Consider the following 12,819-nt stretch of genomic DNA (forward strand, 5'->3'; position numbering starts at 1 on the left):
TCCTCCCTACCACAGACTTGTTTCGCTAAATTTCTGAGCAAATTTATTGACCAAATACAACACGATAAAGTTAATTAAATTGTTAAACAGTCCAACAGCGGCGGAAAAGCTATATTCAGCATTTAAAATCCCTGCTTTATACATATAGGTAGATAAAACCTCAGACGTGGCTAGATTTGCATCATTTTGCATCAGCAATACCTTCTCAAATCCAACAGACATGACAGAGCCTGTCGCTAATATTGTGCAAATCACAATCGTTGGCATGATTGCAGGAATCGTAATATACCAAATACATTTCAATCGTGACGCCCCTTCAATCGCTGCCGCCTCATATTGATCTTGAGGAATCCCAGACATCGCCGCTGTATAAATCAAAGTACCCCACCCAACAGATTGCCAAATTCCTGACCATACAAACACATGCGCAAATAGATTGGGATTGCCAATAAAATCAATCGGTGTACCACCAAAATATTGAATGATGGAGTTTATTACGCCATCTACGGGTGAAGTGAAAAACATAACCATCCCAACAATAATAACGACTGAAATAAAGTTTGGAATATATGAGATCGTCTGAACGATGGATTTAAACTTCTTATTCCTAAGCTCGTTAAACATCAGCGCTAAAATGATAGGCAGTGGAACGCCCACCAACAGACTATATAGACTTATTCTTAACGTATTAACAATGACATCTTTAAAATAAAAAGCATTAAAAAACCGCTCAAAATGACTAAATGCCACCCAAGGGCTATTCCAAATCCCAAACGCTGGAGAGTAGTCCTTAAATGCAATAATAACCCCATACATCGGGATATAATTCCAAATAATTAAAGAGGCCAGTGGCAACAGCATCATAATGTATAACCACTTGTGTCTCATCACAGCTTGACCCTTTGACTTTGTAAAATGCTTTCTCGCTACAAGCCGTCCCATAGTATTCTCCTCTCTATAAACGGATAGGAGATTCATTAAGAATCCCCTATCCCTATCGGCTGATTATCGCTTTTAAAGCATTAGCTGTCTTTATAGCGCTTGTATTGTGTCTTTTTAATTTCCAAATACTTCTCTGCTCCCATTTTTTTAAGCTGAGCAATATAATTGTCCCACTCCTGATCAATATCCTTAGTCCCTGTCACAAACTCCACTCGCATCTGCCCAACGTAGTTTCCAATATCCGCAATAATTGAAGAGGATTCATTGGCTTCCTGAATCGTTGCGGGCAGATCTGGCAACATGACACGTGGTAATGTATTCTCATTTAGGTCAGTATACAGGGGCGCTTTCTGCCGTCCTGCAGCTGCTCGAATTTCTGGCGACAATTCAATATAAGGGAAATACCCGCCATATACGTTATCTACATATTGGAATGCACCAAGTCCAATCCCATCTTTATAATTTAAAATGTCATCAATATACACTTTATTGCCATTTTCAACGTTGTAGGTGACGCCTTCCTTCCCTAAATAACCAAATACACTTCCTTCTTCACTATAAAAATAATCCACCCATTTAAGAATCATTGCAGGGTTTTTGGCATCCTTCGTAATGACTAAGCTAGATGCACCCGCAACCTGTGAATCTGTTAGTGAAGCAGTATGTCCCCCAGGTCCTGCAAGCACATTAATTGGAACAAAGTCATCCTTTACTTGTTGTCCGATATAATCAGGTGCCGCCCAATTCCAAGCACCTACCGTATCCTTAGCCGCATCTGCGGTCCATTTGTCATAATCAATCCCACTAAAAGATTGCTTATGAATGGCACCACTTTTATATAAACGATTTTCATACTTTAAAAGCTCTTTATAGCCATCAGACATAATCGTAAGCTGAATTTCATCGCTGTCATCCACATAAATAAAGTTTCCTAGTGCTTTACGTCCACCATTGCCAATCCCAAAGGAACCCATCAGCATTTGTTCAAATGTCCAGCCTAAAGAACCACTTGGCATATACCAACCTTGTTCGTCGTTAACCTTGTTGCCGTTTGGATCTTGGGTAACAAACGCATTTAATGCTTGTTCAAGCTCTGCCGTTGTCTTAGGCACATCAAGCTTCAGCTTATCCAACCATTTTTTATTAATATATAAACGAATCGTACGATTTCCCTCTGGATAAGGATCAAGATAAGGTGTCGCATATATGTGCCCATCCGCACTCGTTAACCCTTTTCGCACATCCTCATGCTCATCCATATATTTTTGCAAATTGGGCGCATGCTCTTTAATTAAATCCTCTAACGGGATAAAGAGACCCTGCTGTCCATATTTCAACAACTCTCCATTACTCCAATCCACTTGGTAAAAGGCATCTGGTAGCTTGCTACGGGTAAGTATGACATTTTTCTTTTCTCCTATATCACTAAGCTCTTCCCACTCCACCTTAATGCCTGTCATTTTCTCGTATTCCTTCCACATCCATAAATCTTTAGATGCAGGTCGTAAATTATTCCAGCTAGGTCTAAGCATTGATATCGCTTTCATATTTTCAGTTTGTTGTCCATTATCATTTTTTGAGCCTTCTGTTTTACCACCACAGGCTGTCACAATTAAAACCAATGCTAAAATACTAATGAGTGCAAGCCCTCTTTTTCTAAAATGATTCATTTGATCAACCTCCCTCTGTAATTTGGTATATCAAATATCTAAACAAAACATATTTTGAGGTATACCATATTATTTGTCAAGAGGTATAAACGAAGAAAAGAAACCGTTTACAATTTATACATAATCCTTTTTATTTTTCAAACTTATGCCATTGTTTTTTCTGACTAATTTTGTAGTAAAGCAATAGTACAAACGATGCTAAGGCTCTCAATCTACAACAACTAATATATCGTGTTTATTTATATTGCTGAATAACAAAATCTATCGTATATTCAACGTAATGTTTGTCGATAATCCAAATTTAAACACCATCCATGAAACTTGACATAAATAATCAATATATGATATATCATATTTGCAAGGAGAATCAAAAATGGAACAAATACCTCTATATCAACACATTGTAAACACACTTAAGCAAAAGATGAACTCAGGAGAGCTTCATCCTGGGGACCAGCTTCCTACCGAAGCTGAAATTTCGAAGCAATTTAAGGTTAGCCGTATTACTTCAAAAAGAGCTTTAACAGAGCTAGAAAATGAAGGTTTAATTTACCGAATCCAAGGAAAGGGGAGCTTTGTAAATGAGGTTCAACCGTTTCTTCGACCAGTAGTAAAAGCAAGTAAGGAAATTTTGCTTATTCTTCCCTTTACGCATAACCCCGGGCTTGGTGACTATGAAAAGGGCATTAATGAATTTTTAGCAACAACAGATTATACATTAAACATCCAGTCGAATACGAGAATTAGCCAACATAAGCTTTTGCAAAGTGCGTTACAAAGCTCAAACTCGGGTTTAATTTTGTACCCAGTCAGCAGCAATTCAGACCTAGGTATGTTATATCAATATCACTTATTGAAATACCCGCTGATTACGATGGACAAAACGATTGATGGCATTCCGTTTCCATCCGTTGTATCGGATAATTTGAACGGTGCTTATATGGCTTGCAAGCATTTAATTGACAATAACCATAAAAAAATTGCCTATCTCTCCTCGTTGAAGGTTGAAACCTCTTCTTCTATTCGCGAGCGATACTTTGGTTATTTGAGTGCACTATATGACCATAACTTAATCGATTACAGCGTCCATGATTTAACAGCACGTTTTTTAACCCATGATAGTGATAATGGCAGGGATTATTATTTGCAGTTTATTCAGTCCATTATGGAGCAAGGAATTACAGGGCTTGTTGCTGAAAATGATTTGATTGCGATCGAGATTATACAAATTGCCAAGGAAATGGGTTTATCCATTCCTAAGGACTTTTCCATCGTTGGTTTTGATAACATTCATCTGTCTACCTATGTTGAGCCTAAATTAACAACCATCTCTCAGGATTTTGAAAGAATGGGTTATTTAGCGGCACAACAGCTAATTACAGAGATTGAAAACCAACAACAGGACTTATCTAAGGATTTACCTAAAAAAAATATAGTTGTCCCAGTTAAGCTCATTGAGCGACAGACCGTCAAAAAACTTTAAACCCGTTTCTAAAAAACGTTGGAGGTTTTACATGCTAGATTACATTGATACTAGACAAGGCACCAACAGTAAATATACATTTTCAAATGGCAACACATTACCCGTTACAGCAGTTCCGTTTGGCATGAATCATTTTGTAGTCCAAAGCAGTGACGAGGGAAGTTGGTTTTTTAATCCCTATGATCGGGTTTTTCAAGGGGTACGTCTAAGTCATCAGCCAAGTCCATGGATGGGAGATTTCTCTCATTTTGTGATGACCCCCATTGCAGACGACAAAATTAAAGGCTCTCTCTTTTCTTGTCAAAGCTCTTATCGCCCTGAGGAAGCAATTTTCAAACCACATTACGTTAAGGTGAAGCAGCAACGATATAATATTGTCACAGAGCTTGTCCCTTCTACTTATGGTGCTGCATTACAGATCAAATACAATTCAAGGCAGCAAGCAGGATTTGTATTAAATATTAAAAATCGTAGTGAATTTCATATCGATGCTACAGGGCGTCGGGTCACAGGTTATGTTAGTAATTTCTCAGGCTGTCATGATGATCAATTTAAGATGTATGTCGTGATGCAATTTAGTAAGGAGATCGATTTAGATAGCTCTGGTTACTATGATGTGGACGGACTGCTATGTAATGAACAGGACATCAGTGGGCTTGATCAGCATGTTGTTATCCGATTTAAAGATTGCGAACAAGACCTACTAGAGGTGAAGCTGGCTACGTCTTTTATTAGCTTAGAGCAAGCAGAGCTTAATTATAGCCGGGAGGCAAATGTCACCTTTGATACGTTTAAAGACCAAGCGGCTAACAACTGGAATCATTATTTAAATAAAATAAAAGTAACGCATTCAAATGAGCAATATATACGAACCTTTTACAATTGTTTGTACCGAATGTTCCTATTTCCACAAAAGTTTTATGAGCTAGACGATCAGATGCAACCTATTCATTATAATACAACAGCAAAAGCCGTTAAAAAGGGAGTATTATACACAAACAATGGATTTTGGGATACATATAAGACGGTATATCCGCTGTATTCCATCATCGCGCCAAAAGAATATGAGAAAATGCTAGAAGGATATTTGAACAGTTACCTTGAAACAGGATTTTTGCCAAAATGGTTATCGCCAGATGAACGTGGTATTATGCCAGGCACACTCATAGACGCAGTGATAGCCGACGCGGCATCCAAAGGGATCGGAATGAAGCTCATGCCCCAATTGCTAACAGCTATGTTAACGGGAGCAACAACGCAAAGTGAGCAAGATTGCTACGGTAGACGAGGTACTTTAGATTATATTAAATATGGTTATGTTCCAAACCACTATCATGAAAGCGTTAATCATACGCTTGACTACGCATATAGCGACTATTGTATTAGTGTTGTAGCGGAAGTGCTGGGCAATGAACAAGTGACAGAGCATTATCGTAAAAGTGCCCTCAATTACCGTAACATCTTTGATCCAAATACCGGTTTTATGCGGGCAAAGGATAGTCAAGGTAAATTCCGTTCAGATTTTAACCATTTTACATGGGGCGAGGATTATGCTGAAGGTAGTGCGTGGCAAAATAGTTTTGCGGTCTTTCATGATTTTGGAGGATTAGTTCAGGCTTACGGTTCGCAGGAGCAGTTTTTTCAAAAGATCACTGACCTGTGCAATACACCTCCCCACTATGATGTGTTAGGTTACGGCTTTGAAATTCATGAGATGAGCGAAATGGCAGCTGTTGATTTTGGTCAAGTGGCTATCTCGAACCAGCCAAGCTTCCATATTCCTTATTTATTTAATTACGTAGGGCAACCTGCGTCCACGCAAATTGTCGTCAAGCAAATCATGACTCATTTATTTCATAATGGGTTTAGTGGTTACCCTGGTGATGAGGACAATGGCAGCATGTCGGGTTGGTATGTGTTTAGCGCGATGGGCTTTTATCCAGTCTGCCCTGGAAGTAAAGAGTATGTGCTTGGTATTCCGTTATTCGATAGCATTACGATTGAGCTACCAAACGGCAAGGAAATGTATATTAGTACCGATAATAACAATCCTCAATCTAACTTTGTTAGTAAGCTCACTTTAAATGGGGAGCAATATAATAAGTTGTTTATTACGCATGATGATATTATAGAAGGTAAATCATTAAACTTCACGCTGGGGCTTGCACCCACCTATCGAAGCTATAAAGAGGAAGATCTTCCGTTTTCGATCTCAAAGAAAAAGAAAAGTACGATTGAAGATAACATAGTATTGAGCTAAGTTATTTATTTAAAATGAAATGTATTTAGAATGAATGAGTGAGAACAAAAAGGATAGTGAAAATAGGTTAATTCCTATTTCACTATCCTTTTTTATGCCTTCCTCAACTATATTTTTGGCACACCAAATTACAAATACATACTAGGGCGTGTCTGAAAACTCACTCAGGGTCATCTATTCCCGCCTTTTCGCCTCCTACTGCGTTACTTTTCCTTGACTTACCCCGGTAAGCCTGCGAAAAAGTGCCTTGTATGAAGCGAAAATTCGCCAATATCTACTCCCTGCTGACTTTTAGACACGCCCTAGCCTGTTTATCTAAAAAAACGTTTTTTTCAATTGTGATGTTACTCAATGTATGTTAATGTATTATTAAGTAACATGTCGGGAGGGATATTTTGTGCAATATGTAAATCCGATTCGAGATATTGAAACGATACAAGCCATGAAGCAAGTACTGAGAAAGCAATCACTCAGAGATGTGTTGCTGTTTGTACTCGGAATCAACACTGGAATTGGTCTTCTTGATATGCTGAACCTAACGATACAAGACGTCTGGGATGGTCAGCAGCCAAAGCAGTTCCTTTACTTAAAGGATGCACACGCTGGGGAAGAGAAGGCGTATTATTTAAATAGCAAAATCCGGCAAATCCTGATTGAGTATTTATCTAGCGAGGACTGGAGCGAAGATGATTATTTATTTAAATCGAAAAAGGATCGTCGCCCCATCACCCGTCAACAGGCATACCGTATTATTAACCATTCGGCAAGGGAGGTAGGAATTACAGAAAAGATTGGCACGCATACGCTTCGCAAAACATTTGGCTATCATGCGTACCAAAGAGGTATTGCCATTTCAATTATTAAATCCGTTTTGAATCACCACTCCACTTCGGAAACCTTGAAGTATTTAGGAATTGACAAGAATGCAGATTTGCCTATTAAAGTAGATGTGAATTTATAAAAAAATACCCTCCTAATTAAATTGGAGAGTATTAAATACATTCTATATATGTGGTCCTAATTATTCATCGGTGTCTTCCAGACCCAATGCGGTATCAATTTCTACGTTTTTTAGTTCAGTGACGATTCCATCGTCAACCAGGACCTGCAAAGTTTCGGCATCCTTCATAAAACGGAAAATTCCATTATCAAAATCCGTATCAACTTCTTTAAAGAAGATGCCTTCAAATTCCGTATCCTTTTCATGATTAAAGCTTAATCTATAATGCTGATCTTCCTTAATCAAGTAAGCACGTGTTCCATTTCTGTACATCCCTTCGCCATCACGAATATAGCGGGAGACCGAAATGATGTGCAGATCAACAAAAGGAATTTCACGCACCAAAGCATTAACAATGGAGCCTTTAGTAATTTGCTCCCATCGACTTTGTGCCGTCTGACCTAAAATAATTTGCGTAATATCTTTTTCTCTAGCAACTTCAGCAATAATTTTTGTGACAGGACGACTTTCATTATCTTTCATAATAAATTGTGCTGTACTGTGAGAGTTTGCATATTCTTTCCATTTTTCGATATAAAATATTTTCTCGGCATCCAGCTCGTCAAAGGGCTTGGGATCAATCGTTAAAATGTAAAGGGGAGCCTTCATCATATTCGCAATTTTACAACCGCGTTTGATTAGTCTTTCGCCGTTAGGTCCATAATAAACGCAGACAAGAATACTTTCATTCATCATTGTAATATCCATTTTTTAATACTTCACCTCAGGGTTAAATAGTAGATCGTTAAATTAAACTACGTAAGACTATAATTGAAGTTTCATAAAGAGTCAACAACAGGACAACATTATTGTAAAGTAAGGAGGAGGTCGCTTGGCTATATTTTTTATTTTCATTTTTCTTCCATTTTTAAGCGCCATACTTGTACCATTTTTGTATAAATATCTCAATCGCCTTGTACATACAGGGTGGTTCGTATTACTCGCCCCCTTATTCATATTGATCTATTTACTTCAATATATACCTTCGATTGCGGCGGGTGAAACGTACCAATATACTTTATCCTGGATTCCGACTCTTGGTATTAATATCGTTACTTATGTGGATGGATTAAGCTTACTGTTTGGTTTACTCATTTCAGGTGTTGGGGTACTAGTTATTATTTACTCCATTTTTTATATGTCTAAAACCCGTGAGGCACTTCATCAGTTTTATGTCTATTTGCTTCTATTTATGGGAGCAATGCTGGGACTCGTATTCTCTGATCACCTTCTAGTTTTATATGGATTCTGGGAGTTAACGAGTGTGTCCTCTTTCTTATTAATTGCGTATTGGTATGAGCGTAAGAGCTCGCGTCAGGGTGCCTTAAAAGCCATGCTCATTACTGTAATTGGCGGATTCGGTATGCTTGCCGGATTTATAATGCTAATTATGATGGCTGATACTTACAGCATTCGGGAAATCATTGCCCAAGTGGACGTGATTCAGAATCATGCTTTATTTATTCCTGCTATGCTGTGTATCCTGCTGGGAGCTTTTACGAAATCTGCACAATTTCCGTTTGGCATCTGGTTACCTGATGCGATGGAAGCACCCACGCCGGTTAGTGCCTACCTGCACTCTGCGACGATGGTGAAAGCAGGTATTTATTTAGTTGCTCGCACAACCCCGATCTTTGGGGGGAGCTCCGTATGGTTTTGGCTTGTAGCTGGTGTTGGTGTGATTACACTACTCTATGGCTCTTTATCTGCATTACGTCAAACCGATTTAAAGGCATTGCTTGCTTACTCAACGATTAGTCAATTGGGCTTAATTATGAGCTTGCTTGGTGTAGGTTCACTTGCCGTGTATTTTGGTCCTGGCGAAAAGGGTAGTCTCTTTACTGTGGCGACCTTCGCTGCCTTGTTCCATCTATTTAATCATTCTACCTTTAAAGGAAGCTTGTTTATGGTCGTAGGAATTATTGACCATGAGACAGGAAAACGGGATATTCGTTATTTAAGTGGGTTAATGCAGGTGTTACCAGTGACATTTACCATTGCGATGGTTGGTGCCTTTTCAATGGCTGGATTACCGCCATTTAACGGTTTTCTAAGTAAAGAAATGTTTTTTGCCGCAATGACAGAGCTAACGCATGTTAGCGCATTTGGTCTAGATCGTTTAGGTTTAATATTCCCTGTCATCGCTTGGATAGCCAGCGTATTTACGTTTGTATACTGTATGATTTTTGTATTCAAAACGTTTGGTGGGAAATTCCACCCTGAGAAGTTAACGCGTAAAGTACATGAGGCTTCATTTGGTATGTTATTTGCACCGATCGTGCTGTGCTTGTTTGTCGTGTTAACCTTCTTTTTCCCAAATGTACTTGGAAAGTACATTTTAATTCCTGCTTTAACCTCAGTTTTGCCAATGATGCCAATCTCTTCTACTGATCTAAAGATTAGCGCATGGCATGGCATAAATACTGAATTGCTGATGACGATTGGCGTAGTTGTGCTTGGTTTCCTACTATTTAGAACAGCAAAACGTTGGATTCGACTTTTCCGTAATTATCCACAAACGCTAACTTTAAATCATCTATTTAACAAAGCACTTCCTAGTATGGAAAAGAGAGCTGCTTCGCTAACTAACCGTTATATGACAGGTTCATTAAGACATTATTTAAGCTATATTTTTTCTTTCTTTGTCATGTTGCTATTAGGCTCACTTCTATTGAACTACGGACTTAAATTCGATTTCTCTAACGATGCAAGCATTACATTATTTGATGCTGGACTTGTACTAGTGATGCTGATAGCAGCATTAACAGTCTTACTTACGAATCATCGTGTAGTAGCGATCGTTGCTTTAGGGGCTGTTGGTTATATGGTGTCCATGTTTTTCGTTATCTTCAGAGCGCCTGATTTAGCCTTAACACAAATGGTTGTAGAAACAGTAACTACCGTGCTTTTCCTACTCTGCTTCTATCATTTGCCAAAACTCAAAAAGGATATCGAGCGTATACCGTTCAAGCTGAGTAATCTCATCATTTCAATTTCTGTTGGCTTAACCGTCACCTTGCTAGCTTTATCTGCGAATGGTCACAAATTGTTTGAGCCTATTACAGCGTTCTTCGAAAGAGCCTATGAGCTAGCTGGTGCTAAAAATATAGTCAATGCAATCTTAGTTGATTTCCGTGGATTTGATACAATGCTTGAAATCTCTGTTCTAACGATTGCAGGATTGGGTGTATATGTTCTAATCCATCAACGCTCAAAAAGGAGGAAACAGGATGAAACCGAATAATGTTATTTTACAAACGGTAACGCGTGTAGCCGTATTTATTATTTTCACCTTTTCCATCTATCTGTTTATGAGTGGTCACCATCAGCCCGGTGGTGGCTTCATCGGTGGATTGAGTACTGCGGCAGCAATTGTACTCCTTTACTTGTCCTTTGGAATTGAGAAGGTTCGGGAAAATATTCCTGTCGACTTCAAAAAGCTTGCTGCTGTTGGCGTATTTATCGCCGTAGGTACAGGTCTTGTTAGTATCGTCTATGGTCAACCGTTTCTAACCCAAACGTTTGGGCATGTAAACTTACCGATTTTCGGAGATACAGAGCTTGCGTCAGCTATGGTGTTCGACACTGGAGTTGCTTTAGCGGTAATTGGTACTGCGGTAAATATTATTTTAAGTATAAGTGAGGACCGCTGATATGGAGACTCTAATTATTTTGTTGGTTGGCGTACTTGTATCAATCGGAACCTATTTGATTTTATCCAGACGGCTGCTACGAATTGTACTTGGAGCTTCTCTCATCAGCCACGCTGTTAACTTGTTGCTCATTACCTCTGGTGGTCTCAAGACAGGTTCAGCTCCCTTGCTGAGTGAGAGAACACAGCAATTTACGGATGCGATCCCACAAGCCTTAATTCTGACGGCGATCGTAATCAACTTTGCGGTCACCGCATTAGTATTAGTTCTAGGTTATCGTGCTTATCAAAGCTTCGGGAGTGATGACATGGAACAGTTAAGGGGAAATGAGTATGAATAATTTATTAATTGCTCCGGTCGTTATCCCTTTATTAGCGGGAATGGCCCTGATCATTTTTCAAAAAAGTATTTATCTTCAACGCACGCTTAGTCTGATTGCGTTATGCTTAACTACTGTCGTTGCTGTAATGCTAGTCAGTCGCGTGAGTAATGGCGGGATTCAAGCCTTACAGCTTGGCGGCTGGGAAGCGCCATTTGGGATTAGCTTTGTCGCTGATATGTTTAGCGCCTTGCTTCTACTTGCCACCTCCGTAGTTGCAATCGGTTGTTTACTTTATGCCTTTTCCTCTACAGAACGACGGCAAGAAAAGCTTTATTTTTATCCTTTGTTTTTATTTTTAATTACCGGCGTGAATGGTTCATTCTTAACAGGGGATTTATTTAACTTATACGTATTTTTTGAAGTATTTTTAGTTGCTTCCTATATCATGATCACTTTAGGTGGCAGTCAAAAGCAGCTTCGAGAGTCACTAAAATATATTTTTACAAACATTATCTCATCTGCCTTTTTCCTGATGGGCGTAGCTTATCTATATTCCATCACAGGCACACTAAATCTGGCACATCTATCGCTACGTATCGCAGAGGTCGGTCAGGATGGGTTAATTACGACAGTGGCACTATTATTCCTAATTGTGTTTGCACTAAAAGCGGGCCTTCTGCTTTTCTTCTGGCTACCCGGCTCCTATAGCGTACCTCCTACTGCGGTTTCCGCTGTTTTTGCTGCCTTATTGACCAAGGTAGGGATCTATGCGATTTTTCGGATGTTTACTCTCATTTTTTATCATGAACCACAAATCACACATCTGACTATCGGTATTTTAGCAGCTGCCACGATGATTTTGGGGGCCATTGGGGCGATTGGCTATTGGGATCTACGGAACATCCTTACCTATAATGTGGTCATTAGTGTTGGATTTATTATGGTTGGTTTTGTAGCCTTTACCACAAATGGTACGATGGGCTCCATCTATTATTTACTTCACGATATGGTAATCAAGGCTCTTGTATTTCTAATCGGTGGCACAATTATTCATCTCACAGGCACTAGCCGCTTGAAGGAGATTGGTGGTTTAATTCGTCTAAAGCCGATGCTTGGCTGGATGTTTTTAATTGCTGCTTTATCTATGGTAGGTATTCCACCTCTGAGCGGTTTTCTGGGTAAAGTATTTATAACACGTGGCGCTTTTGAATCTGGTTATTTCTGGCTTGGTGCGATTGGCTTAGTCGCCAGCTTAGGCATCCTCTATTCGATGATTAAGCTGTTTATGAATGCGTTCTGGGGCGATAAAATGCTGAATGAAGATGAGTTAAAGGGCAATGCTAAAGGCTTATTGTTCCCCATTATCTTCTTAACCTGTGTAAGTCTAGCTTTAGGCCTTGGTGCTGAAGGAATCGCAGACCATGTCGCTCAAGCTGCCAATGAGTTGCTTAATCCTAGTCTATACATTAACGCAGTGTTTAAGTAAAGG

10 protein-coding genes are annotated in these 12,819 nt (G+C 39.2%); 7 read left to right on the forward strand and 3 right to left on the reverse strand.

Annotated features, from left to right (window positions below; translation table 11 throughout):
- Nucleotides 1-6: 6 nt before the first annotated feature.
- On the reverse strand, nucleotides 7-942 hold the full coding sequence (locus J2Z32_RS07285) for an ABC transporter permease (protein WP_210088520.1): 936 nt from the start codon (nucleotides 940-942) through the stop codon (nucleotides 7-9).
- Nucleotides 943-1,022: 80 nt separating this feature from the next.
- On the reverse strand, nucleotides 1,023-2,612 hold the full coding sequence (locus tag J2Z32_RS07290; RefSeq protein ID WP_210088521.1) for an extracellular solute-binding protein: 1,590 nt from the start codon (nucleotides 2,610-2,612) through the stop codon (nucleotides 1,023-1,025).
- A 373-nt stretch (nucleotides 2,613-2,985) separates the two neighbouring features.
- On the opposite strand from J2Z32_RS07290, the gene J2Z32_RS07295 reads away from it, so the two are divergent.
- The 3 genes from J2Z32_RS07295 to J2Z32_RS07305 all read left to right on the forward strand — a co-directional run bounded on the left by J2Z32_RS07295 (nucleotide 2,986) and on the right by J2Z32_RS07305 (nucleotide 7,316).
- Nucleotides 2,986-4,095, forward strand: a complete 1,110-nt coding sequence (locus tag J2Z32_RS07295; RefSeq protein ID WP_210088522.1) for a GntR family transcriptional regulator — start codon at nucleotides 2,986-2,988, stop codon at nucleotides 4,093-4,095.
- A gap of 31 nt (nucleotides 4,096-4,126) precedes the next feature.
- A complete protein-coding gene (locus J2Z32_RS07300) occupies nucleotides 4,127-6,355 on the forward strand; it encodes a GH92 family glycosyl hydrolase (RefSeq protein WP_210088523.1) in 2,229 nt (742 codons plus the stop codon).
- Nucleotides 6,356-6,752: 397 nt separating this feature from the next.
- Nucleotides 6,753-7,316 (forward strand): tyrosine-type recombinase/integrase, encoded by a 564-nt coding sequence (locus J2Z32_RS07305; protein WP_210088524.1) that lies wholly within the window; start codon nucleotides 6,753-6,755, stop codon nucleotides 7,314-7,316.
- A 60-nt stretch (nucleotides 7,317-7,376) separates the two neighbouring features.
- Here the strand turns inward: J2Z32_RS07305 and J2Z32_RS07310 are convergent, their stop codons facing one another.
- Entirely contained in the window at nucleotides 7,377-8,063 is a 687-nt protein-coding gene (locus J2Z32_RS07310; RefSeq protein ID WP_210088525.1) for a universal stress protein, read from the reverse strand.
- 124 nt (nucleotides 8,064-8,187) lie between these two features.
- Here J2Z32_RS07310 and J2Z32_RS07315 point away from each other — a divergent pair, with 124 nt between their 5' ends.
- The 4 genes from J2Z32_RS07315 to J2Z32_RS07330 are packed head-to-tail and all read left to right on the forward strand — an operon-like array spanning nucleotide 8,188 to nucleotide 12,816.
- Nucleotides 8,188-10,599: a Na+/H+ antiporter subunit A gene (locus tag J2Z32_RS07315; RefSeq protein WP_210088526.1), complete on the forward strand. Its 2,412-nt coding sequence runs from the start codon at nucleotides 8,188-8,190 to the stop codon at nucleotides 10,597-10,599.
- Nucleotides 10,586-11,008, forward strand: coding sequence for a Na(+)/H(+) antiporter subunit B (locus tag J2Z32_RS07320; RefSeq protein ID WP_210088527.1), 423 nt, complete (start codon nucleotides 10,586-10,588; stop codon nucleotides 11,006-11,008). The genes J2Z32_RS07315 and J2Z32_RS07320 overlap by 14 nt, the downstream gene beginning before the upstream one ends.
- A 1-nt stretch (nucleotide 11,009) precedes the next feature.
- Nucleotides 11,010-11,348: a Na(+)/H(+) antiporter subunit C gene (locus tag J2Z32_RS07325; protein WP_210088528.1), complete on the forward strand. Its 339-nt coding sequence runs from the start codon at nucleotides 11,010-11,012 to the stop codon at nucleotides 11,346-11,348.
- A complete protein-coding gene (locus tag J2Z32_RS07330; RefSeq protein ID WP_210088529.1) occupies nucleotides 11,341-12,816 on the forward strand; it encodes a Na+/H+ antiporter subunit D in 1,476 nt (491 codons plus the stop codon). Before J2Z32_RS07325 ends, J2Z32_RS07330 begins: the two co-directional genes overlap by 8 nt.
- Nucleotides 12,817-12,819 lie beyond the last annotated feature (3 nt).

It is taken from the genome of Paenibacillus turicensis, assembly GCF_017873435.1.
Lineage (GTDB): Bacteria > Bacillota > Bacilli > Paenibacillales > Paenibacillaceae > Fontibacillus > Fontibacillus turicensis.